Raw genomic sequence first — 26,350 nt, 5'->3', positions numbered from 1 at the left:
GGACCACTCATGTCATTCTCAATCGCAGGCAAGACCGCCATCGTGACTGGCGCCGCCAACGGAGTCGGCCTTGCCATCGCCCGCCATTTCATGGAGCAGGACGCCAACGTCGTCTTTGCAGACATGGACGAGGCTAAGCTGGAGGCCGAGGTCGGCGACATCGCCGGCAAGGACGACTCCCACGTTCGCTATTTCGCCGGCGACCTGCGCGAAAAGCTGACTCTTGCCAATCTTCTCTCGACCACCATCGACGCCTTCGACCGGGTCGACATCCTGATCAACGGCAGCCGCCAGATCACCGAGTCCGAACCGCTGAACCCCGATGACGACGCTGTCGAGATGTTGATCCGCCAGAATCTGATGACCAGCCTGCGGCTGACGCAACTTGTGGCCAAACGCATGATCAAGCAGTCGGAAGAGGACACGGACGCCCCCAAGGGCTCGATCGTCAACCTCAGTTCGATCGCCTCCCAGCGCGCGCATCCCGACCTGCTGGCCTATTCCATCAGCTGCGCTTCGGTCGAACAGATGACCCGCGCGATGGCCGTGGTTCTCGCACCGAACCGGATCCGCGTGAACGCGCTGGCCCTGGGCTCGGTGATGAGCGCCAGCCTGAAGGACACGCTCAAGGAAACCAACTGCCGCGACGAGATCATCCGCAACACGCCGCTCGCGCGCATCGCCAGTGCCGGCGAGGTTGCCGAGACCGCGCGCTTTCTGGCCTCGGACGGCTCCGGCTTCATGACCGGGCAGGTGCTGACCGTCGATGGCGGCCGCTCGCTGGTCGACTCGGTGGCTACCGCCGCCCACTGACATTCGACGGCGCAGATTTCGTCTGACGAGACGCGGACCGGGGCCGTGCCGCACACATCGGTTGACCTCCGCCCCGGTGCGCCGCATCAAGCGGCAGCCAAACCGGAGTGCCCATGTCCGACACATTCGACGTCAAGAAATCCCGCGCCGCCGACTGGTTCCGCAGCCTGCGCGACGAGATTGTCGCGGCCTTTGAAAACCTGGAAGCGACGCAGGAAACCGGACCCTTCGCAGGCCACCCGGCCGGCCGGTTCGAGGTGACCGAGACCAAGCGGGCCGCCGAGGGGGAAGCCGACGCAGGCGGCGGTCTGATGAGCGTGATGCGCGGCGGTCGTGTCTTCGAGAAAGTCGGCGTCAACATTTCCACCGTCTACGGCACGCTGGGCCGTGCGGCGCAGACCACCATGGCGGCCCGCGGCGTACCCGGTATCGAGGACGACCCGCGCTTCTGGGCCTCGGGCATCAGCCTTGTTGCGCACATGCAGAACCCGCATACGCCGGCCGTCCACATGAACACGCGCATGTTCTGGACGCCGAATGCCTGGTGGTTCGGCGGCGGCGCCGATCTCAATCCCTGCATCGAATATGCCGAGGACACCGAAACCTTCCACGCCGCCCTCAAGGCCGGCTGCGACCCGCACGATCCCGACTACTACAAACGCTTCAAGGCCTGGGCCGACGAGTATTTCTTTATCCCGCACCGCCACCGCGCGCGGGGGGTTGGTGGCATTTTCTACGACGATCTGAACACAGGCGACTGGGAAAAGGATTTCGCCTTCACGCAGGATGTAGGTCGCGCCTTCCTGCCCGCTTTCGTGCCTGTGACCGAACGCCGCCGCGATACGCCCTGGACAGAGGAAGACCGCGAGACGCAGTTGGTCCACCGCGGACTCTACGCCGAATACAACCTGGTCTATGACCGTGGCACGAAATTCGGACTCGCCACCGGGCATGACGCCAACGCCGTACTGATGAGTCTGCCGCCGCTAGCAAAGTGGCCCTGACCACTACAGCAGGCTGGCGTCGTCCTGATCCAGCTCTTTCGGCGGTTTCGGTGCCGTTGCCCTGACCATCTGAGACACCGGCGTCCCCGGCAATGGCACGGTTGCTTGTGCCATCCCGAACTGCCCGAATTGCCCGAACTGCGTCGGCGCTTTCTGCGGCATCGGAAACTGCACCTTGGGTTCCATGTCGCCACGCAGTTCGGCCAGATAGGTCCGGTGATCGGCCGCTGCCGAAACTGCCTGCTTGGCCTTTCCTCGCACCTGCCCCAGGTAGCTTTTCCACCTCGCCGCGTCCAACTGCGCCCCGCGCGTCAGGCTTCCGGCCCCGTATCCGGTCTCGTACACCCGCTTGCCCAGTAAAACCGCCTGATAGGTGGCGTGATCGAAGAGCGAGGCGAATTTCAGATCATAATGGCCGGGCAGAACGTAGCGCCACACCTCGAGCAACTCGGCAAGGCTGTCGGGGACCTCGAGCGCCTCGCGCGCATCGATCCAATATTGCGTGTCAGTACGGTTGCCGAGGGCATAGTGCAGGCAGATGAAATCCCTGACTTCGTCGTACATCTTGCCGGTCAGGCGGTTGTACTGGTCCCGCAGCGGTGGCGCGAAGTCCTTGTCGGGGAAATAGGTGACCAGCCAGCGCATCCCCATCTCGATCATGTGGATCGCCGTGGACTCCAGCGGCTCGATGAACCCGCCAGACAGGCCAATCGCGACGCAGTTCTTGACCCAGGCGTTCCTGTTCCGACCCACCCGCATAGGGATCACCCGCGGTTCGGCGCCTTTGCCTTCGGGTCCGAGGTGTGCAAGGAACTCCTCCCGCGCCTCGTCGTCGCTGCGATGCGCGCTGGAATAGACATATCCGGTACCGATCCGGTTGTAGAGCGGCACGCGCCATGACCACCCCGCCCCCAGCGCCGTGGATCGCGTCACAGGTTCCAGCTTCTTTTCATCGGCATGCGGGATCTGCACCGCCATCGCACGGTCGTTGGCGAGGTATTGCGAGTAACTCAGGAACGGCTCTTTCATCGCCTTGTTGATGATGAGCCCCCGGAACCCGGTGCAGTCGATCACCAGTTCGACAGGATGCCGCCCGGTGCGTTCCAGCTGTAGCGCCGCGACGTTGCCATCTTCGTCCATCTCGACATCGACGACGTCGTCCAGCACGTGCTGCACGCCTTTCAGGGTGCAGGACTTCTGCATCAGCTTGGCGAACCGTCCGGCATCCAGGTGATAGGCAAAACCCACGCCCAACTTGGCCTCGTATTCCTGCGAACCTGACATCCGCGGCGCTTTGCATGCCTGTATGAAATCCTTGGCGAAGCACATGGACTGCACGTAGTCGAGATTGCCGGCACCGAACTCGGTGAAGTAGACGCCGACATCGACACGATCCAGCACGTTCGGCCGCGAAAACGGGTTGATGTAGGAAATGAAGTCGCCTTTGCGATCGACGTTCCAGTTGGCAAAGTCGACGCCCAGCTTGAACGAGGCGTTGCAGGCCCGAAAGAAATCCCGCTCCGATATGCCGCTTTCCCGCAATGTCCGGGGCATGCCCGGCACCGTGGCCTCACCGACGCCCACCGTCGGCACATTGGGCGACTCGATCAGCGTGATCTTCGCCTTGCGGCCGGCCGGCAACCCCAGCAGAAGCAGCAGCGCCGCCATCCAGCCCGCCGTTCCGCCACCAACGATCGTCACTTCCCGGATCGGTTCCGCCATGGCTGTCCCCCACTGCTACCGGCGCCGCACACCCTTCCGTCGCGTTAAGCCTATCCAATCAAATACGCGCCTGTCACCCTTTGAGATGCCATTCCAGGGTTGCGTTGCCGATGCGCACGCACTCCCTTGCATCGCGCCTCGATCCGGCAAATGCTTTCCCGGAAGGAAAGCCGCGTGCGCCGATGCTGAAAATCCTGCGAAACCCGACCTACCTGCGCCTGTTCGTCGCGCAGGTCGTGGCGTTGCTTGGCACGGGTCTTCTGACCATCGCCTTGGGGCTGACCGCGTTCGACCTTGCGGGCGATCAGGCGGGGCAGGTTCTCGGCATCGCGCTGACGATCAAGATGCTGGCCTATGTCGGCCTGTCACCCGTCGCCACGGCCCTGTTCGCGCGTCTCAACCGGCGCAAGGTGCTGATCGCCGCCGATCTTGTCCGCGCCGCCGCCGCACTTTGCCTGCCCTTCATCGACGCCGCGTGGCAGATCTACGCGCTGATATTCGTCCTGCAGGCCGCGTCCGCCACCTTCACCCCGACCTACCAGGCGGTGCTGCCGGACGTCCTGCCGGACGAGGCGAACTATACCCGTGCCCTGTCACTGGCACGCCTCGCCTACGACATGGAAAACCTCGCCAGCCCGGTTCTGGCCGGCCTGCTGCTCAGCCTGATAGAGCCGAACTGGCTGTTCGCAGGGACATCGCTCGGCTTTCTCGCATCGGCTGCGCTGGTGCTGGGCTCCCATATCCCGGCACCCGGAGACGCCAGACCGCGCCCTTTCCGCGAGCGTCTGACCCGCGGCATCCGCATCTACCTTGCCACCCCGCGCCTGCGCGGCCTTCTGGCGCTGACAGCGACTGTCGCCGCCGTCAGCGCCGTCATACTTGTACTGACGGTGGTCATCGCGCGGTCCGTCTATGATGGCGCCGAACGGGACCTCGCCGTGCTGCTTGGCGCCTATGGCGCGGGATCGATGCTTGGCGCGCTGGCCCTGCCGCCCCTGCTTGACCGCGTGCCGGACCGCCCGGTCATGCTGACCGGCGCCCTTCTCGGCAGCGGAGCGATGGCCGCCCTCGGTCTTGCGATCCTGTTTTCCGGCTGGCCGACATGGCCGATGGTCCTGCTGCTCTGGTTCCTGATCGGCGCGGCGCTGGCGGGCGTGATGACGCCGTCAGGCCGACTGCTGCGCCGCTCCGCCGAAACAGAGGATCGTCCGGCTCTCTTCGCCGCGCAATTCGCGCTCAGCCATGCCTGCTGGCTGGTCGCCTATCCGGTCGCGGGATGGCTCGGCAGCACGGCAGGCGTCCCGGTCGCCATGTTGGGGCTCGGCGCTGCGGGTCTGGCCGCGGCATTCGTGGCGATAATCCTCTGGCCCGGCGGCATGCCGGACCAGCTGGAGCATGAACACACCAGCCTCCCGCAGGATCATCCGCATCTTCGGGGTGCAACGCGGCGCGGCCGTGGCTGGATCCACAGCCACCCCGTGCAGATCGACGACGAACATCCGACCTGGCCCGCAACGAAATAGCCGCAGGTCCCGGGCGGGCGGGGCTTGGATCACCCCCGCGCCGGCCCCTCAGACCGGCTTTTTCAGCGAATCCCGGATCTCCAGAAGAACATCCAGTTCCGTCGGACCGGCTGGTGCCTCTTCGGCCGCTTCGTCTTCTTTCTTGGTGGTCATATCCTTCACCCGGTTCACGTAGCGCACCAGCATGAAGACCACGAAGGCGATGATCAGGAAGTTGATGACGGCCATCAGGAAGGCGCCGTAGGCAAAGACTGCAGCCCCCGCCTCGCGCGCGGCCTCCAGAGACGCGTATTCGCCGTCGCCCGAGATCACGATGAAGCAGTTGGTCAGATCGATTCCACCCAGGAACAGACCGACGAAGGGATTGATCAGGTCGCCGACCATGGAATTGACGATCGCCGTGAACGCGGCGCCGATGATGATGCCCACGGCCATGTCCATGACATTGCCCTTGGCGATGAATGCCTTGAATTCGCTAAGCATGTTCTGCCCCCTGTACCAGCTCTTGTCCGACCCGCCCTATAGGGGCCGCGGGTCGACTGTAACAGGATTTTCGGGGATCTCTTGCGACTTTGTCGGCAAAAAATAGAGCCGCCCCCTGCGGATTCCGCAAGGGGGCGGCCTATTAGCCGGCATCGCACCGCAGCCCGCCCTCCGCAGGCTGACCGGTCAGACGCTCAGCGCTTCCAGCTGCTCTCCGTTCAGGCAGTACTCCGGCGCCCTCCGGGACCCCGCCTGATGATCCAGCAGCCACAGGATACAATCGTCGGCCCGGGCACAGGAGCGACAAGTCTGCACCATCGCGTCCAGTCGATCCGATCCCAGTTCGCCCTCGATAAGGTCCGGACTCGTTCCCAGAACCCGCGACATACCCTGCATCAGACAGGCCGTTTTTGCCTCTACCAGTCGATTGCTCATCGGTTCGGCTCCCTAAACAACCCATCCAATATGGTAATTCTGACAGATTTCGGCGGCCTCCGCCTTGATCCTGATCAAGCTTTCGCCGATGGCCGGCTACGGGCACTGGGCAAAGGCCGGAAGGGCCGCTAGGGTCGGGCCATGTTTACCATCGAGCACGATTTCGACGCCACCGTGGTCACCCTCGTCGACGAGGGCGGAAGCCATCTGCAGGAGGACGTCATCGTCAACGCCTTCGACGACTGCGTCACGGTGGAACAGCTCAATCCGCAGACCGACAGGGTAGAGAAGATCACCTTCTCGATCACGCAGCTCCGCGATCTTTCGGCGGCGCTGAACCTGCCGGAGGGGGTCTACCGCCTCCGCCGCAACGACCCCGCCTGACCGCGCCCGCGACTGTTACTTCACCGGCCCCTTCGGCTTGCGCTTCCACGAATCCAGCCAGCGACGGAACCGTCCGCGCGTGTCGTCGATCTGTGCATCGGCCCGGTCCCAGGCGTCGCCCGCACTTTCCAGCACCGGATCGACCGACCGTTCGCGGAACTGCCGCCACATCGCACGGATGAACAGGATCACGGTTATAGCAAAGACGAAGAAGAAGATGTTGAACCACGGGATCACCACCACGTCGGGCGACTCGACTTCCCGGATCGCGATTGCGTTCGGAAATGCCGAGAACAGCTCGTTACGCCAGCCGTAATGCGTGATGACCGCCCATTTCGGGCTTTCGCGCGTTGACCGCAGGTCATCCGCCTCGGTCTGCAGGCTCGCCGTGTCGAACTTGAAGTATGGTGGCCACGACCAGCCGGTATCCTCGTTGCGATAGACCATCACACCTTCGGCGTCGCGCCGGATGAAGCCCAGCAGCCAGGTTTTCTTTTGCACCGTCTGGATGAACTGGACATCGCGGTTGATCAGCCCGGTCGACTGATCGTCCGGCTTCGCCCAGAATATCCGCGTCCAGTCGTCCAGGTCCTGCCGCTCCTGGTAGGTGTTGACCACGCGGACCACGTCATGCTGCGGCAAGGTGTAGTGCAGCAGCCCGAACAGCAGCACGAACAGGATGGTGTAGAAGGTCCATTTCACGTAGCGCATTCAGGCAGCCTCAGGTCCAGTTCATCACGATCAGCACCACGGCGGCGACCACCGCCGGGACGACGTATACCAGCAAAAGCAGCTTCGGCCGCAGGCTGGCATGATACGCCTTCATTCCCTTCTCCACATAGGCATCCCGCGCCTCGGGATCACCCCCTTCCGGATGTTCGGCATCCCAGGCGTCCTCCAGCTTTTCGCGGCGTACCGAGCGGGAGTACAGCCAGAGCAGCCCGTAGATGATGCTCAGCCCGATGAACCCGAAAAAGATCAGCCGCAGAAATCCCATCGCTAGCTCCGCCGCACCGCGCCCCAGGGGCCGACCAGGTTGATCAGGTCCTCGCGCCGCGCCACGGGCTCCTGTTCCGCCTCGGGCTCTTCCATCCCCGGCTCCTGCCCGAACAGCGCCGCACGCGTGCCCGCCTTGTCCACCGCGTATTCGGCGGCAAGGAACTCGGCCACGTATTCCTTCTTCGCCTCGCTCCAGCCGCGGTACAGGTCGTAGAATAACTGCTTGTGGCAGATGAACAGCTGCCGCACGTCCAGCGGAGTCAGCTCCGCCAGCAGCTGGTTCACCAGCTCCATCTGCGGACCCGCCGCCGCGCGCAGGGTGTAGAAATACGCCGGGTGATCGCTGGCGATCCGCGGCCAGTCGCCACCGCCCTCCGCCCAGCGAAGCAGCGCCGCCAGCCCGTGATAGGCTTCCGGCAGCGCGGACCCCAGCTGCCGCGCCAGCATCCGCAGATCGCGCCGCGTCGCGACGCTCATGTCGTGGCCCAGAGTCGCGGCGGCATCCACGAGGATGAAGTCCATCTTCTGCCGCAGGATCGCCGCCCCGTCGATGCCGCGCGCCTTCACGATCGGTTCCACCAGCCCGTTCAGCTCGAAGAACTTCGCGATCCGGTTCGGCTCGTTCAGGCCCAGAACATACCTGATCGGCAACTCGCCCAGCGCTTCCCGGTCGCCGGATGCGATCGCCGCCGGGTGCTCCACACCGCGGAACACGTAAAGGCCGCCGTAATGCGCCGTCCAGAAATCCGGGACCTGCAGGTCGAACGTGCTCAGGTCCACCGGATTCCGCGTCACGTCGCCGGTCTGCTTCGCCAGCCCGATCATCTCGGCGATCAGCACGTCGTCCCACCAGGCGTCGTCCTCGTTGCGGAACCGCTCGATCTTCTCCTGCAGCTTCCGCGCATTGCGCACGTCGCCGCCGGTCGTATCCGCCTCGACCACGATCCGCTGGATATCGAACAGGCGCTGCGGCGAGCCAACCTCCAGCACCGAGTTCATCAGCTCCCCCGCCACCGCATCCCGCGTGACCAGCGCGAACAGCTTCGCCTCGTTCGCCTCGATGAAATCCCGCAGCACCCGGCGCGAGAACGAGAACCGCGCGTTCAGCAGCGGCGCCGATTTTTGCTCGGTCGTCAGCAGGATGAACTGCCGGTTACAGCCGTTCGGGTTCAGGTATAGGTCATCGCCCAGCTCGTCGCCGATCTCGGGACTGAAGCCCGAAATGTCGATGTGGAAATCCGTCTGTTCCGTCGTCTTCCCGGTCAGATGCGTCAGCGCCCGATTGTACCGCTCCACCAGCGCCGGCGAGTCCACCCGAACGAGGTTTCCGAACATCAGACCCATTTCGATAAGGCGTTTCATCTGGTCAGATGCTCTTGAACCAATCGGCGTCTACAGACACCTTTTCAATCATTTCAGTCGAAATTCCGAGCGCGTTCTCTTTTAACAACTGGCACAGGCGCTCCCCATCGATGAGATCAATAGCGGTTGCACCATCGCGCGTTGCCTCATCAGAGGCTTGTGCGGTGAAACTACCTGTTGTGATAAAGAGTCCCTTATCGGCCCGACCCTGCATTGCGCCTCTAAAATCACGGATCTCCGATGCGCCAACGCTTCCTTTGTATCTTTTGCATTGAAAGAAGATTTGGAAGGATACGAGATTAACCCGAAGGACGCCGACACCATCAATTCCTCCATCCCCCGATTTTCCCCTCACTTCAACTTTGGTAAATCCACTCTCTCTCAATAGTCTCTGGGACAACCGCTCAAACGCAGAAGGCTCAATTGCCTTCAGAACCTCAAGAAGCTCCGTTTTCCAGTCCTTATTCTCCTCGAGAGCCACCGCCGAAGGCGCTTCCATGAGCGTTTCTTGGCCTACCTTTGAGATGGATTTCCCTTCGGCAGTCTTTGTTTTTTGCCGTTTTTCCCGTGCCTTCTCCCGCTCTTCCGCATTCACCCTGTCGTAGATAGTCTTGGTCTGCTCATAGACAGTTATCTTTTGCCCGACCTCAGTGATGGCCCAAACACCTCGAGATGAATTCTCGACTGCTTCGCCGCGCTTTAAAAAGGTCCTGGCCCACGCCAAATAATAGTTGAGCCTTGGTCGGGGGTCGTCGCCTGACATTGCGTAGGACTGCTCAACCTCGGAAACGCCCTCGAGCTCCGCAACTTTTTCATCCAGTTCTTGAATGGTGGCTGATCCCCCAATCTCTCTCAGAGCCTCTAGGGTAACCAGCATCATGCCTGGCAAGTCAGGCAGACCTTCGGCTTCCACTACGAACCTACGCCCCATTTCTCCCTCCCTTCGCCCGATCTTCGCCCTTCCGCTTCTCCACCCGCTGCGCCAGCCCCAGCCAGGTCAGCAACAGCACCGGCCCCCAGGCCACCGCCGCGTAGCCCGAGAGCGTCAGAAAGAACCATCCCGTCGCCAGCGGCGCCTTTCCGAAGGCAGACCATACGCCGATCCCCTCGACCGCGTAGATCACCGCGAATACCGCCAGTCCGGCCAAAAGCAGCATCCCGGCCGACGCCCAGATCCCCACCGCAACCTCGACCTGAGACCGCGTCCCGCGCGGGACCATCAGCAACGGGATCAGCACCGCCAGCGCCCCCAGCAGGATCAGCGGCACACCGGTGTTCAGGAAAGATATCGGCTTCGCGTCGATCATCCGCGCCCTAGGCTCCCCCCTTCCCGCCAAGATACCGCCGCTTCGCCTCTTCCTGCCGGCCGAAATCGCGCACCATCGCCTCGATGGCCACCTCGTCCGACTTGTCGGCATAGCGGAACTCGCTGTCCGCGTAACGGTTGATTTCCTGTATCACCATCTCGACGGTGATCGGCTGCCGCATCTCCTCCAGCATCGCGAGCTTCTCGTCATAGGGCCGGAACAGGAACAGTTCCGGGTCCTCCATCCATTCGTCCGGCAGCTCGAAATCCATCGCCCGGACCTTCACCGCGTCGGTGATGTTCTTGATCGCCCGCCCGGTGAACCGCTCGTCCGCCTCCTGGATCGCCTTCAGGTAGGTCCCCAGCTTCGCGATCGTGTCGAGCCGGCCGATCTTCGCTTCGGTTTCCTGCCAGACGCGCAGCAACCCGTCCTCCTGCGGCCGGCCATGCTGCTCGAAGGACCGCGCCACCGCGCGCTTGATCTCCTGCGCCGCGTAAAGGTCGTGATCCCCCAGCGGAACATCGTGCTTCTTGCCCAGCAGCAAAGCCAGAATGTCGATGTAGTCGTCCCGCGTCTGCGGACCGTCGACGAGGAACCGCGCTCCCGCCCGCTGCCGCAGCGCATCGTCCACGTTCTCCGGGTAGTTCGAGAACATGCCGAAGGTGCAGTTGCCCCGCACCACGGTGTTCGCGCCGGCAAAGGCTTCCATCAGTACGGCAGTCACTTCCTGCTGCCCCGCGCTAGACTGCCGGTCGCCGCGCTTGCCGGCGATCTGGTCGATGTCGTCCACCGTGCCGAAGCCGATCACGTTCGGGTCCAGCACGTTGTTGATGAACGCCTTCGCATTCTGGCCGGACTTGCCCTGATAGCTGTCGATATTGTCGATGCCGAAATTCTGGTAACGGAACGGATACCCCGCATTCGTGCAGTATTCCGAGATCAGCCCCGCCATCATCTGGATCAGCGTGGTCTTGCCCGTGCCCGGCTTGCCGTCCCCCATGAAGGTAAAGATGAACCCGCCCATCTCGGCGAAGGGATTCAGCTTTCGCTCGAAATCATAGGCCATCAGCATCTTGGCAAGCTTCATCGCCTGGTACTTGGCGATGTGGTTGCCCACGACTTCGTTCGGCTTCTTGAACTGCATGGTCAGGGTGGAACCGCGCGCCTTCCGCGCGGGCGAAAACCCCTGAATCGTGAAATCGTCCGCTTCGACCCGCCATGAAGCGCCGGTGAACGCCCCCAGCCGCGGTGCGGTCTGCGCCCGTAATGCGACCCGCTCCATCAGCACTTCCGCGAATGCCAGCACCACGGCCACCAGCTTCGCCTCGTTATCGGCAAAGCGCTCAAGATCCTGATCCAGCTCCCACAATGCACCGTGCAGCGCCAGCTGCGCATTGTCGGTCAGCAGCTCGTCGATGCCGCCCAGTTCGACGCTCACCTCGCTCGCCGACGACGCCAGCAGGAACGCAGCGGCATTGCCGAATGTGTAGAGAACGGCAAGCGCCTCCGCCTGCAACAGTTCGGAAAACTCCGCCGACTGGCCGGCGGCCAACCGGCCCTCGAGGTTTTCCTTCTTCAGTGCCTTCAGCCCGGTCGCCTCGGAATAGTTTTCTCCTACCGCAAGCGATATCGCCAAGGCCCGCCGCAGACTCTGCATCACAGTAGCCTGTACCGGCGACACCAGTGCATCGCCGCCATCGGACTCCTCGATCCGTTCCAGCAGGCGCACGCCCTCCGGCCGCGCCGTCGAGCGTGTGACCAACCCCGGCGTGGTCGACCGGAACCGGCGCCGTGTCCCGATGCCAGAGGACCGCTCCGGCGCGGGGCGATCCGTCGCCTTCGCGATCCGGGGCGTGTGATCGAACCCTTCCAGCATCGCGACAACAGCCGGGTAATGCGACCGGATATCCTCCTCGCGCAGTTCCATCAGATCCGCGCTTTGCGTCATCGCTCTCTCTCCCGCATCTCTCCGGCTCTACCGCTCATTCGCACACTCGCTCGTAAAAGCTGAACACCAGGGGATCGGATGGCGGCTCACCCCGCCCAGCCAGATCTTCTGGGATCGCCACGTTCTCCTGCCGCATCTCGTAGCATTTGGCGAATTCCGGCAGTTCGGCCAATTCGACGTCAGTCAGGAAGGTCTGCTCCTCCACCGGGCTGCCCTGTGCGAATCCGGCGATGATGTAGTCCGGCTTGCGAGACAGCACATAGGCTCCGTCGCCCTTCATGTGGCCCGGCAACAGCTGCATGAAGGCGCGGATCGGCACGTCCTTGCGCGCCGCGATGACCGGATCGTTGAGGCCGAGCATGTCGATGAACCGCAGATCCAAGGCCTGAAACGGCGTCGATCCCGCCGTGTGCACCGCGACAAGGCTGTCCGCCGGCCATTCCGCCGCGATGTGGCGCCCGATGATGGAGCCGACATAGGCGGCCGGGTCCATCTGCAACGGCGGGCGCAGGTACAGCGCCACGACCGATGCCAGCGCGGCAACCACCATGATCGCGCGCCCCGCAGTCCGGCTCAACGTTTCCGCCACCGAAAGCAACTGCAAAGCTGCGGGCAGGACGATCACCAGCAACACCCGCGACCCCTTCATGTGGTCGCCGCCCGACCAGATCACATAGGCCAGATGCACACCGAAGACCGTCGCCAGCAGCGCGAAATCACGTCCCCGCAGCCGGAACAGAAGACCGGCAAACAGCCCGATAACCGAAAGCGCGATGATCGGCGCCCAGGTCAGCGATGCCGTGAAGAATGGCTGCAGCCCAGCCATCCGGCTCGCCATTGGCAGCGAGGTCTTGGCATCGAATGTCAGTGGCAGCAGCGTTCCGTAGGTCTCGTACCGCCAGGCCATATGGCCAAGCGACACGAGAGCCGGAACACCGACAACGACCAGCGCCGCGATCAGGCGCTTGCGCGTCTCGCCCCCGCTTGCCAGCAGCAGCCCCAGCCCGCTCGCCGCGATGAACACCGCCGCATCCATCCGCGTCAGCACCGCGAGGCTGAAGGCCAGCACGACACCAGCGATCACGCCGCCCCGCTCCGGATCCCTCGACAGCAGCAGAACGCCCCACAACCCCGCGGCCAGCATCGCCGACAGCGGAACCGCCTCCAGCCCCCCCGTCACCCAGACCGCAATGCCCGGAGTAGCTCCAACCGCGACAACCGCCGCGATCCGCTCCAGCGCGCGGTCCTCCCCGGGCGCCACCACCCGCGCGGCCATGAAGGCGACAACGACCAGCACCAGCGCCCCGGCAAGGTTGATCGCCAGCACGGCGGTTTCCGGCGCGACGCCCAGCCTGATGAGACCGGCCGCACCCAAGAGATGCAGGAAATTCGTATACCCCTCGACCGGCTCGCCGAGGTTCCAGGTCAGCTCTCCATGCTTCGCGAGATTCAGCGCATAGCGCAGCGAGATAAAGGCGTCGTCGTGAAAATAGCCCCGGTGCCGCCATATCCCGGCGGCCAGGAACACCAGCGCAACCGGCACCGCCACGGCGTCATTCAGGCTCCAGCGGGTGCTTTCCCTTTCGCCGACGACGCTCACCGGTAACTCACCACCTGACCGCTCGGCGAGACCACGAACTTGCGCACCTCGCGGAACCCCGGCGGGTTCTTCTCGGCCAGCACCTGGAACGGCCGCGCCGGCATGATGATCGCCCGCTCCGTCGCCGTGGCCCCGGTGTCGATGCCACGCCCGGCGAACGGGTCCAGCGCGAAGATCTCGCGCTCCACCGTCCCGAACCAGCCGGCCCGCTCCGTCTCAACCCGCTCGCTTTCCAGCCGCTCCGACGTCCACGCCAGCGCCCAGTCCTGACCCTCCGGCGAATGCGCTTCGTCCAGCACGTCGTGGATCGGCCCGGTCTGCAGGGTGTAGGCGGCGGAGTACATCGGCCCGACATGAATCCGGCGCAGCAGCTTCGGATGCAGGTCGCCGAAATCCCGGTCGAACCCTTGCGCGATGGTCAGCAGCTTCAGCCCCGCCAGCGACTGCGCGATCAGATGCGCCTGCACCTCGGGCCAGCGCCGGTCATCCACCGGCAGCCCGCGGGCGCCGGTGTCCTCCACCTCCATCAGGTAGATCGTCGGCAGGTTCACCTGGCTGTCGTAGACGCTCCAGTGAACCAGATACCGCCGCCGGCCCGGCCCCAGATCCCCCAGCCAGTGCGCCTGCGGATCGTTCTGCCCCCAGAACAGGTCGCCCTTTACGAGTTCCTCGTAGTAAAGCCGCTGCGACATCGCGAATTGCAGCTTCGTCGGGATCTCCAGCTCGCCCACGATCTGCCGGATCATCTCGTCCTTCAGCCGATGGGTATTCATCGTCCCGGCCAGATGGCGCTCCGCCTGCTGCGCGTCGTTCGCCATGGTCAGCAGTTCCCGGAACACGGGAAACCCGCTTTCCGTACGGTCGATGGAGATCGAGCCGAAAAACGTGCCCGTGTCCCGCCCGGTCATCAGGTATTTCAGCGACAGCGCCTGAAACGTCGCCGCCAGCCGCTGCAGGTACCCGCCGATCACCTTGACGTCGAGCTTCGAGATACGGCCTTCCTGCTCCATCACCGCCGCCACCCGCATCAGGTGGCCGGTGATCGTCTCGAACTTCCGGAAATACCGCCGCGCCGCGAAGGTGTCGGTCAGACCGACATGGTCTCGCACAAGATCGTCCTTGATCGTGTCAGACATGGCTACCCGTGCCACCCGCACCGGGCCGCGAACGGCCTTCTTGAACCGCGCCCGCTTGGCGCATCACGCCCCGTACAGGTTCTTGTCGTGCTTCTCGACGATGGCCTGGAACCGCCGCGCAAAGCGTTCATCCGCTTTCGCCTTCTGCTCCAGCACCTTGCGGGCAAAGACCATGTGATCCTCGTGCGCCTCCATCATGTCCGCCATCCGCTGGTTCGTGGCCGAACCGATGGCCGCCATGGCGGTCTGCGCCTCCTTGTCGGTCTGCACGCCGATCTCGTTGATCCGGTGCGCAACATCCTGCTGCTGTGCCGTCTTCAGCGACTTCGTCAGCGCGTCGTACAGCACCACGCGCTGCTTGGTATCCGTCTGCAGCTTGTTGATCAGCACCATCTGCGTCGCCGCCTGGTTCTGCAGGCTGTCGACCCAGGTCTTGCCCTTCTCGATATACCGCTCCAGCGTCTGCGACTTGGCCAGCTTGACCTGCTCCTGCTGGACCATCTCGTTGTACTGTGCGTTCAGCGCCGCCAGCTCGCTTTCCAGCTTGGTCCGCGCTGCGGCGTCCTGCTCGACAGAGATCTTGTTCTCCAGCTCGATGATCTTCGGGTCCATGCCCACGATCTCGGCGCGCAGGCTTTCCAGTTCGCCGACGACCGCCTCGCGCTCGTCCAGCGTGCCGGTCAGGTTCACTTCGACCTTTTCCTTGTGCTCGTTCAGCACGCCAAGCTGGTTTTCCAGCAGCTTCACGATGGTGTCGGACTTGGCTATCAGGTCCTGCAGCTTGTCATCGATATTCGCGGTGCGGATCCGCTCCTGACGCAGCGTGTCCGACCGGCCCTGAGAGAAGAAGCCGACAAAGCTCTCCCAGCCAGTCTTGTTCCGCATCTCATCGAAATCTTTGGAAAAGCCGGAAGTGACGTCATCCAGCCCCATGATCAGCTCGGCAATGTTGGCGTTCATCAGCTCGGTATGGGCGTGAACGTCCTCCAGCGTGGCGTTCTCGATGTCGATCGAGATGTCTTCGCCCGATTTCGCCTTCGCACCCATCGTCTCCACGCGGCTGGTCAGTTCTGAAATCTTGGCCTGCGCCTCGGCCACCTGGGCCTGGCTGTCCCGCACCTGGGTGTCAAAGTCGCTCATCTCTCTCCTCGCCTGGCAATCAATAAGGATTACGTTGGAATGTTTATCGGGTTTACAAGAGCCCGTCATCCGGTTTCGGGCAAGGCGAAGTCTGGGCAATAGTGGGGCTTCTTCAACTACTCCTGCAGTCAACCAACTGAAATATATTACTAATATTAACGCCTCACCGCCCTCGCAACCAAGGGTCGGGTTTTCCCGCCTTGCGCATCGGCGACAGTGTACCGGCCAACGCCCTTGGCATCCGCGCCCTGCGGCGTAATGTGGCCGCAGTAAATGGGGAGGTCATATGCGGCTCGACGGAAAGACCGCCATCGTCACCGGGGGCGGCTCCGGCTTCGGCGCTGGAATCGCACGGAAATTCGCGGCCGAAGGCGCGAAGGTGATGGTGGCCGACATCAACACAGAGGCCGCCACGGAAATCGCGGCAGAGATCGGCGGCACGGCCCAGACCGTCGACGTCGCTGACGGCGCCAGCGTCGCCGCGATGGCCAATGCCGCCGTCGACGGTTTTGGCGCACTCGACATACTGGTGAACAACGCCGGCATCACCCACCTGCCGATGCCGATGGAAGACGTGCCGGAGGACGAGTTCGACCGTGTCCTTGCCGTCAATGCGAAATCCGTCTACCTGACCGCCAAGTATCTGGTCCCGCACATGAAATCCCGCAAGACTGGCGCGATCCTGAACATCGCTTCCACCGCCGGCCTGTCGCCGCGCCCGAACCTGAACTGGTACAACGCGTCGAAGGGCTGGATGATCACCGCGACCAAGACCATGGCCGTCGAACTCGCGCCCCACGGCGTCCGCGTGAACGCGCTCTGCCCCGTCGCGGGCGAAACGCCGCTGCTGAAAAGCTTCATGGGACAGGACACGCCGGAAATGCGGGCGAAATTCCTCGCCACCATCCCCCTCGGCCGGTTCTCGACGCCCGAGGACATGGGCAACGCCGCCTGTTTTCTCTGCTCCGACGAGGCCAGCATGGTCACCGGGGTTGCCATGGAAGTCGACGGAGGACGCTGTATCTGATGCCCAAGGTCAACCTCGCCGAGAAACTCGCGCAATTCTCCAGCCACTGGGACCCGCACGTCGTCGCCGATTACAACGGCAACGACGTCATGGTGGTGAAATTTCAGGGAGATTTCCCGTTTCACCATCATGAAACCACCGACGACTTCTTCCTTGTCCTTGAAGGCGAGATGATCATGGATGTCGACGGCGAAAGCATCCCAGTGGGACCGGGCGAGCTGTTCGTCGTCCCCAAGGGCGTCACCCACCGCCCGCGCGCCGAAACCGAATGCAAGGTCCTCCTGATCGAGCCGAAAGGCGAGCCAAACACCGGCGATCCAGCCACTGCGGCGGCCAAGCCGCGGATCTGACGGCACGAATTCCCACTGCACGCCCCATCCCAAGGACCAGAATGCAACCCGGCCCACGCAACCTGATCACCGACGTTCCAGGCATCCTGGTCGGCAATTCCGAAGACCACCGCATTAAGACCGGCGCGACCGTAGTAACGGCGGAAGACCCGTTCACCGCCGCCGTCCACGTCATGGGCGGCGCGCCCGGCACGCGGGAAACCGATCTCCTCGCCCCCGATCGTGCGGTGCAGCAGGTGCACGCGCTTGTCCTGTCCGGCGGCTCCGCTCTCGGTCTCGACGCCGGCAGCGGCGTCGCCGACGCACTGCGCGCCGCCGGCCGGGGCATCGACATCCGCGGACAGATCGTCCCCATCGTGCCCGGCGCCATCATCAACGACCTGCTGAACGGCGGCGACAAGGACTGGACCGATAACCCCTACAAGGCGCTCGGCCGCGCCGCCCTCGCCGGTGCCGCCGAGACCTTCGAACTGGGCACTGCAGGCGCCGGCACCGGCGGCACCACCGCCGGGCTCAAGGGCGGCCTCGGCTCCGCCTCCCTCAGACTGCCCTCCGGCCACACCGTCGGCGCTCTCGCCGCCGTCAACGCCATCGGCAGCGCCACGACCGGCGATGGCCCCCATTTCTGGGCCGCCCCGTTCGAACTGAACGGCGAATTCGGCGGCCTCGGCCCGTCCCCCGATCCCGACCCGCTGCGCTTCACCACCAAGGGCCAGCTCCGCAACGCCAACACCATCATCGCCGTCGTCGCCACCGACGCCGCGCTCAACCAGGCCCAGGCGACACGCATGGCCGTGGCCGCGCATGACGGCATCGCCCGCGCGGTCGTGCCCAGCCACACCCTGGCCGATGGCGACCTCGTCTTCGCCGCCGCCACCGGCCAGCGCCCGCTTGCCGACCTGATGGCAGACCAGATCGCGATAGGTCACGCGGCGGCGCTGTGCCTCGCCCGCGCCATTGCGCGCGGCGTGTATCTCGCCGCGCCGGCGGGGAACGATCCGTTCCCGACGTGGCAGATGCGACACGGCAGAAAGCTGACCTAAAGTCACATAACCGCTATTGCGACAGACTTGTGTCCAGTGTTGGTCACAAGGGGCTTGCCGTCGCCCATTCACGCCCTAAAGTTGTCCAGGTCGAGATCGACTCGCCCACTCAAAACATGGGCGGCAGTTCCACCCGCTGTAACGATTTCGCTCGAATTGCAGCTTAAATCTTAGCCAAACGGCAAGCCCGGTTTGACATGCTGAACGAAGGCCAAAGATGAACGTCGCGACGAGAATGCAGTTGACCATGCAGACCGCTCGAGCCCGAGCGCTGGACTACGCTCCCTGTCAGTACGGGACGTCCCGGCTGTTGTTCCGCGGCCCGCAGCGCAAGGCCGCGGGCGACTACATCACCTGTATCGGGAACACGGAAACCTTCGGCCGTTTCATTTCCGAACCGTACCCCGAACTGCTCGAACGATCCCTTGGCACACCCTGCATCAACCTGGGCTGCCGCGATGCCGGGCTCGATGCCTTTCTGGCAAATCCCAGCCTCATAGATATCGCCGCCGGCTCCCGGGTGACCGTGATCCAGGTCATGGGCGCGATCAGCATGTCGAACAGGTTCTACACCGTCGACCCGCGCCGCAACGACTACTTCATCCGTGCCGGCCGCAAGCTCAAGGACATCTACCCAGAGGTCGACTTTCGCGAGTTTGAGCGGACGGAGCACATGCTCACCGCACTCGCCCGCACCTGCCCGAAACGCCTGCAACTCGTCCGGCGGGAATTGCAGACCGCCTGGGTCGCGCGCATGCGGGCGCTCGTCGGCCAGATCCCCGGTCCGGTCGTCCTGCTATGGATGTCCGATCATGCGCCATATTCCCGGCAGGACGGCGGCACGATCTGCCATGAACCGCTTTTCGTCGACAGGGCGATGCTGAATGCCGTCTGCGAAACCGGTGCACAGCTGATCGAGGTTGTCGCGACCCAGGCAGAGATCGATGCCGGCCTGCCCGACATGATCTACGGTCAGTTCGAGGCGGAGGCCGCGTGCGAAATGCTCGGTCCCGTGGTGCACCGCCGCGTGGCCAGGGTCCTGTGCGACGCGCTGCTTCCCATCTTGATGGAGCCTGCCTTCAAAAGGACCGCCGCGGAATAAAGTTTGAGCGCGACCACAGGGTTTGCTACCCTGATGACGTAGTAACGAGTTTCGAGGGCTCTGATGAGCCATGGTAAGAGTGTCCCGCGCCCCGCGCGCGATGAGGGCTTTTCTCTTCTGGAACTGATGGTCGTCGTGGCGATCCTTTCGATCCTCGCGCTGGTCATCGTGCCGCGAGTCATCGACCGCCCGGACCAGGCGCGCGTCACGCGGGCCAGGGCCGACCTCACAACCTTGTCCAGTGCCATACAGCTCTACAGGCTGGATAACCTGACCTACCCAACCACGGATCAGGGTTTAGGCGCGCTGGTCTCGCCTCCTGCAAGCGATCCGGTACCGGCGAACTGGGCCGGCGGCGGTTATGTTGACCGGCTGCCGAAAGACCCCTGGGGCAACGAATACCTGTATCTGTCACCGGGCGTGCACGGCGCATTCGACATCTTCTCCTATGGCGCGGACGGGGCGCAGGGGGGCACCGGGTTCGACACGGATATCGGAACATGGACGCTGGAATGACCTCCGAAGACCGGGGGTTTACCCTGGTTGAACTGGCGGTCGCCATCGCGATCCTCTCCGCCCTCGCTGTTTCGGCCACGCTGGGAACGAACCGGCCTGAAACCGCCCCGGGCTGGGAACAGTTTCGCGACGCCCATGACCGGATGCGCGTGCAGGCCGTAACCGGGCAACAGGTGCTCGGGCTCATGCTGACGGCAGAGGGCTACACCCGCATGCGCCGCGTCGGCGGCGACTGGGAGGCGCGCGGGGACATTGTCACCTGGGATCGCCCGGTACGGATCGAACGGCCCAGCGGGGCGGAGCCGGTCCTGGCCTTCCTGCCGAACGGCCGATCCACGCCGGCGCGGATCCAATTCGCCGACGTGACCTGCCTGGGAGACGAATGGAGGGCAATCGCATGCTCCGGACCATAGACCAGGAGCGGGGCGTCAGCCTGATCGAGGTGGCGGTTGCACTCCTGGTACTCTCCGCTGCAGTTGCCGTTGGGTTCCGGGCCGTTGGTCAGGCCCGACGCGAAGCACAGGGGGACTTACCCCGCCTTTTCGCGCGGGAGGCCGCGCTGAACCGGGCGGAAGAACTGAAACTCCTTGGCCTGGAAGCCGGGCGACGATTGCCTGCGACGGTGGGCCACGGACCCTTGGTCTGGACCCTGGAACTGGCGGTGGCAGCAGGACCACAAGGTCTGGTCACCGCCACCGTACAGGCCAGGGCAGACGGGCAGCCGGGCGGTTTGGCCGTGGCCTACGTGGAGAGTGCCGGAGAATGAGCGCGGCCCGGGATAAGGCGGTGACGGAACCCGGTGGCCAAATATTGTCGCGGCGGCGCGACCGGGGCTTCTCGCTGCTGGAACTTACGGTCGTCCTTGCTGTTTTCGCCGGCGTCGCATTGATCGGCGCACAGGTGATCGCGCAGACATTGCGCGCCGACCGGCAGCTTGCGGCACGAGATGCCGAAACGGCGGACCTGTCTTACGGTCTCGCTCTGCTGCGCCACGACCTGAACTCCGCGATCGCTCTGCCGTTCCTGCCACCGGACGGCCCCGCCCGCCCCGCTCTCGATGTCACGGCGGGCGAGCAGCGTTTCGACCTGAGCCTCGGCGGCCAGCCGAGGTTCGACGCCAGCGGACCGGCAACCGCCCGCGCGGTCTGGCGGCTGGACAAGCAGTCCGGCACTATCACACGCCAGCTCTGGACCTCGCTGGCCCCCGTCAACATGCTTGCCGCCGGTCCGGAACTGGTCATTTTCAACCAGGTCCATGCGCTCATGTTCGAAACCTACGATACCGGCAGCGGGTGGACAGGTGGCTTCCCGAACCCGGAAAAGAATGCGCTCGCACTCCCTGCCGCGATCCGCGTCACACTGGAACACGAGACCCTCGACCAGTTGCAGACGCTGGTGAGCCTGAGATGAAACGCGACGGTGGCTTCATCCTGATCAATGCTCTCGTGGTCGTGCTGGTCATCACCTCTGTCGTCGCAACGATGCTCGGCCGCAGCAGTGCCGCCCGCGCCAGAACCACCGCCGCGCAGGAAGCATCGCGGATCGAAACCGGTCTAGATGCAATGGAGGCCCTGACCGTCAGGTCGCTTGCATCCGTGGGACGGGACGGCCAGCCAGTATATCTCCGGCAGGACTGGTCAATGGCACAACACGCGGACTTCGGAGAAAGCCGCGCCGATGCCGCGATCACCGACCTGCAGGGCCGGCTCAACGTGAACTGGCTGTCCGCCCCGCCCGACGCCTATGTCGACGAGACCTTCCGCCGCCTCTTCGCCGAGCTCAACCTTCCGCCCAGCCTGCCCGACGATATCCGTGCCTTCCTCAGTGTCGACGGCCGCCACGGCGGCCCGGTATCGCTCCTCGACGAGTTGCGCGGCGTCCCCGGCCTGATACCAGCGGATTTCGCGATCCTGACGCGCCACCTCGCCGCCCTGCCGGCCGAGACGAAACTGAACCTCAACACCGCCTCCGCCCCCGTCCTGCGCGCGGTTCTCCACCCTTTCCCGCCCGAGATCCGCGCCGCATACACTCAACGTGCCAAAGACCCGCCACTGGAAGACCTGCGCGACCTGCGCCACCGCACCATCGCGGCGCTGGAAACGGAGGATATCGGCCACCTGCCATTCGACCGCCTGACGGTCACCAGCACATGGTTCCGGGCCGATCTTACCGTCGAACGCGACGACCGCATCGCACGCCGCACCACGATCCTGTTCCGCGACCGCACCAGAACCGGCCGCGACGAAGGTCGGATCGGGGTCGCCTATCGCTGGGCCGAGCCCGATTGATGGCGAAATCCGGCATCTCACGCGCACCCAAACGCGCATCCGGCGCGCACGGATGACTGCCAAGGTTCACATCCCCGGCCAACCGGCGATCTGGCTCATCGGCGATGGCACGCCGCCCACCACACCGCATGTGGCCCTTGCGCCGGGCGCGGACCTGCCCCTTCTGCCGGTCGACCTGCCCGACGGCATCAAAGGCCGCGCAAGGGACCGTGCCGGATGCCGGAAGCTCGCCGAACAGCTTGCATTGCCACCGGATCGCGTCGAACTCCATCCCTTCCGTCAGCCTCAGCGCCCTTGGAGCCGCGCCATAGCCGCCGATCCCGCCCAGCTGTCCGAGTGGCGACACGCGCTCGGCCGCGGCGCTCATGCCCTGCTGCCCGACTACCTCGCCCTGCCCTGCGCAAATGGCGTCTGGACGGTCGAGGTGACCGGCGACACCGTCCGCGCAAGACTGGGGCCAGAGGACGGCTTCACCGCAGAGCCGGAACTGGCCGCCCTGCTGCTCGAACGGGCAATTTCATCGCCCCCGCAGGCCGTCCTCCGCCTCGGCGCCCCCCACGAAGCCATCGACTCCGCCCTGCGCGCCACCCGCGTTCCACTTCACGCCAGCGCCGAAACGCTGGCCCAAACCGGGCATCGCCTGCTCCGCTGGCCCGACGCGACGCGGGGCTGCAACCTGCGCGCACCGCTGGCCAGGCGGCGGACACTGCACCGGAACTGGGCACCCCCCGCCGCCGTCGCGGGTCTGGCCCTTGCAACCTGGCTGACCGGCGTCGCCTTCGAGACCCGAGACCTGCAATACCGCGACGCCACCGCCCGCCATGATACCGAGGCGATGCTGCGCGCCCATGTTCTTCCGACCGGACCGATCCTCGATATCCGCGCACAGGTCGACGCCGCGCTTGCCAAGTCTCCGCATTCCCCGCCTGCCGACCCGTTCCACCTGTTCCAGCGCGCCGCGCAAGACCTTGCCACCGCCACCGTGCGCTCTGTCGAGTACAGCGCAGACACCGGGCTGATCGCAACGGTCGAGACCGGCGGCTTTGCCGAGCTGGAAGCGCTGGCACGGAGCTTGCGGGGCAGAATGTTCGCGGTTGAGATACGGGACCCGACCACGAGCGACAACGGTGTCTCCGCAAGCCTGACTCTCACGGCGGCGACAGGCTCCCAATGAACCGCCTTGCGCCCCTTTCCCCGCGCGAAAGCGCCCTGCTGATACTGCTCGGCACCATTGTGCCTCTGGCGCTGATCCTTCTCGTTGTCATGCCTCTGCTCGAGACACGCACGACTGCCCGGATCGCGGCGGCCGAGGCGGAAGACCTGCGCAATTGGGTCGCCCTCCGTGTGGCGGATCTGCCATCGGAAGGTCCGATGGAAACCCGGAAACCCTTCGCACAGACAAGCCTCGCCGCGCTGGAGCAAAGCCTCGTCGCGGCCGGGCTGCGCAGCGCTCTGACACGGCTGGCGGACACTCCCGGCGGCGTGGAAATCGCCTTCGGCCCGGTCCGGTTCGACGCGCTGACCCAATGGCTGCACGATACATCGCCGCGCTGGGGGTACGACGTTGCAGCATACCGCATCGCGCGCGTGACGTCCGGCCTGGTCACAGCGCGTTTCACGCTGACACCGACACACTGACAGGCACCAGCCAGCCAAGCGTTAACGGGATTTCAAGAATTGCGGCGGAGCGTGTGGTTAAGGACCCGTTACCGGAACGAGTGAGTCGTTAACGAATGCCGTTGTTGCCGAAGATAGCCCTCGCCGCCGCGCTCGGCGCATTGGGGCTCGCCGTGAGTGGCCTGGGGGGGACACTCACGGCAAAGCCTCCGGCGCCCTTTACGGCGCCGGAGCCCATGGGGAAGCCGACAAAAGACAATGCGCCCGAGATCGCTCGCGAATGGCCGCCGGTCTTCGGGATCGCTCCGCTTCCGGCAGAGGCAACACCAGCCGCCGCCCCGCTGCCAGAGCCGGAACTCCGCTACGACTACCGCCTCACCGGGCTGGTGGCCGATGCACAGGATGGCTGGGCGCTGGTCTCCTCGGGCGGCATTCAGCAGGTGGTGCGGCCGGGCGATCGTCTGGAAGGCGGCGAAACCGTAACGGCCATCGACGCGCAAGGCGTCCATATACTCTGGCGCGGCCAAAGGCAGCTTATCCCGGTGCAGCGCCCCGAGACCGGTCATCTTGCCCGCGACATGCGTCCCGCGGCCAACCTCGGGAACCGGCCTTGAGGCGCATACGCCTCATCTTCCTTGCGTTTGCCATGCTCTGCGCGATGGCGGTTCCGGCACGGGCGCAGATCGCGCTGGACCTGCGCGATGCCGACCTGCGCAGCTTTGTCGAAATCGTTGCCGACGCCACCAACCGCAACTTCACCCTGGATGCACGGGTACAGGGAACAGTGACGGTCATCGCACCTGGTACGGTCAGCACGTCGGCGCTCTACGAGATCTTCCTCGACGTACTGGAACTGAACCGCCTGACCATCATCGAGGGCGAACAGGTCGACCGTATCGTGCCGCTGGATCTGGCGCGGGAACTGGCCCCGGGGGAACGGGTGCGCACGGCGGGCGGTGCCTTCGAGACCCGCGTCTTCGCAGTTCGCAACATCCCCTTGGATCAGGTGGTGGAGGTGATCCGCCCGCTGCTGCCATCCGAGGCGGTACTGTCCACCGTCAACCAGTCCCGGCTTCTGGTGATCTCGGACCGGCGCGAGAACATCGACCGGATCGCCGGCCTGATCGAGCGTCTCGACCGCCCGGCGAGTGCTGCGATCGAGACGATCCGGCTTGGACATTCCACCGCGCCCGACCTCCTCGCAACACTGCAGTCGCTGGATATCGTGCCACCGGGCGGCAGTCTGTCGGCGGACCACCGGTCCAACGCAATCGTGGTTTCCGGAAACGACGAGTTCCGCAGCCGCATAAGGCAGGTGGTGATGCAGCTCGACACACCGCAGCGGTCGGTCGCGACGGCGGTGGTGCAGCTCAACTACGCCGACGCGCTGGAACTGGAATCGGTCATCGCCCGGTCGGTGCTGGCGGCCAGTGCCGACCAGCCGGGTGAGGTAACGGTGGTCGCGGAACCGCAGACCAATTCCATTCTTGTGACGGCCCCGTCGGACCGGATCGGCACGATCACTGCCGCGGTCAAACGGCTTGACCAGCGACCCAGCCAGGTTCTGGTCGAGGCGGTGATCTTCGAGCTTTCGGTGCAGACCCTGTCCGACCTCTCGGCGCAGTTCGGCGCGCTTATGAACAACGCCCTGTTCGGCGGGGCAGAGTTTTCCATCGGTGGCCGCCCCAGTTTGACGAGCCTTGTCTCGGCGGCCATCGACGGCAAGGCGGTGAGGCCCGGTAATGGCGGTTTTGCCGGCGGACTGCGGCTGCGCGGGGACGACGGGTTCGTCGGCTTTCTGACCGCTCTGACCGCGTCGAATTCGGCAAGGCTGCTGTCTACGCCGTCGGTAATGACGCTGAACAACACCCAGGCCGAGATCGTGGTGGCGCAATCCGTGCCCTTCGTCACCGGGAGCTACTCCACCGTCGGCGACAGCGCTGTGCCGGATCAGCCGTTCCAGACCATCGAACGCGAAGATGTCGGCCTGACCCTGCGTGTCACCCCGCAGATCACAGGTGACAACACGGTCCGCATGTCCATCGGGCAGGAGGTGTCGAACCTGACCCGGACGACCTCTGCCGCCGGCGGTGAAATTACATCGAAACGTACGCTGACAACCAACGTCCTTGTCGGCGACGGGCGCGTGATCATGCTGGGTGGCCTATTGGAAAACGGCTCCGGCACCGAGCAGCAGGGCGTGCCGGGCCTCAACAAGCTGCCGCTCTTCGGCGCCCTGTTCCGGGGCCGTGCGGTGAACCGCAACCAGCGCGTGCTGCTCCTGCTGCTCAGGCCCCGCGTCGTCCGCAGCGATGCCGAGGCGAACCGCCTTACCAGCGAGATCGCGCTGGACGCCCGCCGCGCCTCCGACGCGATCCGACTGCCCCAGGACAACCAGTATCCCAACCTCCCCGCCTCCAGCTTCCCCTATGACGGCGCCAACCTCGACCAGCCCTTCGACGCCGGCTTCATCGATCCCTACGTCCGCTCCCACGGCTTCCCGCCCCTGCCATCGCGGATCCAGTTCAACGGCTCCCCCTGACCCATCCGC

General features: G+C 64.6%; 29 protein-coding genes. 17 read left to right on the top strand and 12 right to left on the bottom strand.

What is annotated here, in order from left to right; translation table 11 throughout:
- Window positions 1-9: 9 nt before the first annotated feature.
- Complete coding sequence (locus HCO70_RS20150) at window positions 10-813, top strand: SDR family NAD(P)-dependent oxidoreductase (RefSeq protein WP_172299556.1); 804 nt, start codon at window positions 10-12, stop codon at window positions 811-813.
- A gap of 113 nt (window positions 814-926) precedes the next feature.
- Window positions 927-1,817, top strand: coding sequence for an oxygen-dependent coproporphyrinogen oxidase (gene hemF, locus HCO70_RS20145; protein WP_172299554.1), 891 nt, complete (start codon window positions 927-929; stop codon window positions 1,815-1,817).
- Window positions 1,818-1,820: 3 nt separating this feature from the next.
- Here the strand turns inward: hemF and HCO70_RS20140 are convergent, their stop codons facing one another.
- Window positions 1,821-3,539 carry a tryptophan halogenase family protein gene (locus tag HCO70_RS20140; protein WP_172299552.1) on the bottom strand — a complete coding sequence of 573 codons (1,719 nt, stop codon included), beginning with the start codon at window positions 3,537-3,539 and terminating at the stop codon, window positions 1,821-1,823.
- 182 nt (window positions 3,540-3,721) lie between these two features.
- On the opposite strand from HCO70_RS20140, the gene HCO70_RS20135 reads away from it, so the two are divergent.
- Entirely contained in the window at window positions 3,722-5,062 is a 1,341-nt protein-coding gene (locus HCO70_RS20135; RefSeq protein WP_172299550.1) for an MFS transporter, read from the top strand.
- A gap of 48 nt (window positions 5,063-5,110) precedes the next feature.
- Here HCO70_RS20135 and mscL read toward each other — a convergent pair whose 3' ends face one another.
- Window positions 5,111-5,545, bottom strand: a complete 435-nt coding sequence (gene mscL / locus HCO70_RS20130) for a large conductance mechanosensitive channel protein MscL (RefSeq protein WP_172299548.1) — start codon at window positions 5,543-5,545, stop codon at window positions 5,111-5,113.
- 186 nt (window positions 5,546-5,731) lie between these two features.
- Complete coding sequence (locus HCO70_RS20125) at window positions 5,732-5,980, bottom strand: DUF6455 family protein (protein WP_172299546.1); 249 nt, start codon at window positions 5,978-5,980, stop codon at window positions 5,732-5,734.
- Window positions 5,981-6,121: 141 nt separating this feature from the next.
- On the opposite strand from HCO70_RS20125, the gene HCO70_RS20120 reads away from it, so the two are divergent.
- The gene (locus tag HCO70_RS20120) at window positions 6,122-6,364 is read left to right on the top strand and encodes a hypothetical protein (protein ID WP_172299544.1); all 243 of its coding nucleotides are present in this window, start codon (window positions 6,122-6,124) and stop codon (window positions 6,362-6,364) included.
- A 15-nt stretch (window positions 6,365-6,379) separates the two neighbouring features.
- On the opposite strand, the gene HCO70_RS20115 is transcribed toward HCO70_RS20120, so the two are convergent.
- The 9 genes from HCO70_RS20115 to HCO70_RS20075 all read right to left on the bottom strand — a co-directional run bounded on the left by HCO70_RS20115 (window position 6,380) and on the right by HCO70_RS20075 (window position 15,856).
- Entirely contained in the window at window positions 6,380-7,075 is a 696-nt protein-coding gene (locus tag HCO70_RS20115; protein WP_172299542.1) for a DUF1523 family protein, read from the bottom strand.
- A 10-nt stretch (window positions 7,076-7,085) separates the two neighbouring features.
- Entirely contained in the window at window positions 7,086-7,361 is a 276-nt protein-coding gene (locus HCO70_RS20110; protein WP_172299540.1) for a hypothetical protein, read from the bottom strand.
- A gap of 2 nt (window positions 7,362-7,363) precedes the next feature.
- Entirely contained in the window at window positions 7,364-8,725 is a 1,362-nt protein-coding gene (locus HCO70_RS20105) for a DUF6638 family protein (RefSeq protein WP_172299538.1), read from the bottom strand.
- A 4-nt stretch (window positions 8,726-8,729) separates the two neighbouring features.
- Window positions 8,730-9,656, bottom strand: coding sequence for a restriction endonuclease (locus HCO70_RS20100; RefSeq protein WP_172299536.1), 927 nt, complete (start codon window positions 9,654-9,656; stop codon window positions 8,730-8,732).
- A complete protein-coding gene (locus HCO70_RS20095; RefSeq protein ID WP_172299534.1) occupies window positions 9,646-10,032 on the bottom strand; it encodes a hypothetical protein in 387 nt (128 codons plus the stop codon). Before HCO70_RS20095 ends, HCO70_RS20100 begins: the two co-directional genes overlap by 11 nt.
- Before the next feature lie 7 nt (window positions 10,033-10,039).
- Complete coding sequence (locus HCO70_RS20090) at window positions 10,040-11,980, bottom strand: ATP-binding protein (protein ID WP_172299532.1); 1,941 nt, start codon at window positions 11,978-11,980, stop codon at window positions 10,040-10,042.
- Window positions 11,981-12,014: 34 nt separating this feature from the next.
- Entirely contained in the window at window positions 12,015-13,580 is a 1,566-nt protein-coding gene (locus tag HCO70_RS20085) for a hypothetical protein (RefSeq protein WP_172299530.1), read from the bottom strand.
- Window positions 13,577-14,716, bottom strand: coding sequence for a hypothetical protein (locus HCO70_RS20080; RefSeq protein WP_172299528.1), 1,140 nt, complete (start codon window positions 14,714-14,716; stop codon window positions 13,577-13,579). Before HCO70_RS20080 ends, HCO70_RS20085 begins: the two co-directional genes overlap by 4 nt.
- 63 nt (window positions 14,717-14,779) lie before the next feature.
- The gene (locus tag HCO70_RS20075; RefSeq protein ID WP_172299526.1) at window positions 14,780-15,856 is read right to left on the bottom strand and encodes a hypothetical protein; all 1,077 of its coding nucleotides are present in this window, start codon (window positions 15,854-15,856) and stop codon (window positions 14,780-14,782) included.
- Window positions 15,857-16,142: 286 nt separating this feature from the next.
- Here HCO70_RS20075 and HCO70_RS20070 point away from each other — a divergent pair, with 286 nt between their 5' ends.
- From HCO70_RS20070 to gspD, 13 genes are all read left to right on the top strand, one after another.
- Window positions 16,143-16,883, top strand: coding sequence for a glucose 1-dehydrogenase (locus HCO70_RS20070; protein WP_172299524.1), 741 nt, complete (start codon window positions 16,143-16,145; stop codon window positions 16,881-16,883).
- Window positions 16,883-17,233, top strand: a complete 351-nt coding sequence (locus HCO70_RS20065) for a cupin domain-containing protein (RefSeq protein WP_172299522.1) — start codon at window positions 16,883-16,885, stop codon at window positions 17,231-17,233. The genes HCO70_RS20070 and HCO70_RS20065 overlap by 1 nt, the downstream gene beginning before the upstream one ends.
- A gap of 41 nt (window positions 17,234-17,274) precedes the next feature.
- The gene (locus tag HCO70_RS20060; RefSeq protein ID WP_172299520.1) at window positions 17,275-18,276 is read left to right on the top strand and encodes a P1 family peptidase; all 1,002 of its coding nucleotides are present in this window, start codon (window positions 17,275-17,277) and stop codon (window positions 18,274-18,276) included.
- A 235-nt stretch (window positions 18,277-18,511) separates the two neighbouring features.
- Window positions 18,512-19,378 (top strand): DUF6473 family protein, encoded by an 867-nt coding sequence (locus HCO70_RS20055; protein ID WP_216665536.1) that lies wholly within the window; start codon window positions 18,512-18,514, stop codon window positions 19,376-19,378.
- A gap of 63 nt (window positions 19,379-19,441) precedes the next feature.
- Window positions 19,442-19,894, top strand: a complete 453-nt coding sequence (gspG, locus tag HCO70_RS20050) for a type II secretion system major pseudopilin GspG (RefSeq protein WP_172299516.1) — start codon at window positions 19,442-19,444, stop codon at window positions 19,892-19,894.
- The gene (locus HCO70_RS20045) at window positions 19,891-20,307 is read left to right on the top strand and encodes a prepilin-type N-terminal cleavage/methylation domain-containing protein (protein WP_172299514.1); all 417 of its coding nucleotides are present in this window, start codon (window positions 19,891-19,893) and stop codon (window positions 20,305-20,307) included. The genes gspG and HCO70_RS20045 overlap by 4 nt, the downstream gene beginning before the upstream one ends.
- Window positions 20,292-20,660: a prepilin-type N-terminal cleavage/methylation domain-containing protein gene (locus tag HCO70_RS20040; RefSeq protein WP_172299512.1), complete on the top strand. Its 369-nt coding sequence runs from the start codon at window positions 20,292-20,294 to the stop codon at window positions 20,658-20,660. The genes HCO70_RS20045 and HCO70_RS20040 overlap by 16 nt, the downstream gene beginning before the upstream one ends.
- Window positions 20,657-21,304 (top strand): type II secretion system protein GspJ, encoded by a 648-nt coding sequence (locus tag HCO70_RS20035; RefSeq protein WP_172299510.1) that lies wholly within the window; start codon window positions 20,657-20,659, stop codon window positions 21,302-21,304. The genes HCO70_RS20040 and HCO70_RS20035 overlap by 4 nt, the downstream gene beginning before the upstream one ends.
- Window positions 21,301-22,182: a general secretion pathway protein GspK gene (locus HCO70_RS20030; RefSeq protein WP_172299508.1), complete on the top strand. Its 882-nt coding sequence runs from the start codon at window positions 21,301-21,303 to the stop codon at window positions 22,180-22,182. Before HCO70_RS20035 ends, HCO70_RS20030 begins: the two co-directional genes overlap by 4 nt.
- Window positions 22,183-22,234: 52 nt before the next feature.
- Window positions 22,235-23,356 carry a type II secretion system protein GspL gene (gene gspL / locus HCO70_RS20025; protein WP_172299506.1) on the top strand — a complete coding sequence of 374 codons (1,122 nt, stop codon included), beginning with the start codon at window positions 22,235-22,237 and terminating at the stop codon, window positions 23,354-23,356.
- On the top strand, window positions 23,353-23,820 hold the full coding sequence (gspM, locus tag HCO70_RS20020; RefSeq protein ID WP_172299504.1) for a type II secretion system protein GspM: 468 nt from the start codon (window positions 23,353-23,355) through the stop codon (window positions 23,818-23,820). The genes gspL and gspM overlap by 4 nt, the downstream gene beginning before the upstream one ends.
- A 215-nt stretch (window positions 23,821-24,035) precedes the next feature.
- Window positions 24,036-24,413: a type II secretion system protein N gene (locus tag HCO70_RS20015; RefSeq protein WP_172299502.1), complete on the top strand. Its 378-nt coding sequence runs from the start codon at window positions 24,036-24,038 to the stop codon at window positions 24,411-24,413.
- Window positions 24,410-26,341: a type II secretion system secretin GspD gene (gene gspD / locus HCO70_RS20010; protein WP_253913393.1), complete on the top strand. Its 1,932-nt coding sequence runs from the start codon at window positions 24,410-24,412 to the stop codon at window positions 26,339-26,341. Before HCO70_RS20015 ends, gspD begins: the two co-directional genes overlap by 4 nt.
- The last annotated feature ends 9 nt before the right edge of the window (window positions 26,342-26,350 follow it).

The organism is Pseudoruegeria sp. HB172150 (assembly GCF_013184805.1).
Classification (GTDB): domain Bacteria; phylum Pseudomonadota; class Alphaproteobacteria; order Rhodobacterales; family Rhodobacteraceae; genus Psychromarinibacter.
The sequence above is the reverse complement of the archived record's forward strand: the minus strand, read 5'-3'. Positions and strand labels throughout refer to the sequence as shown.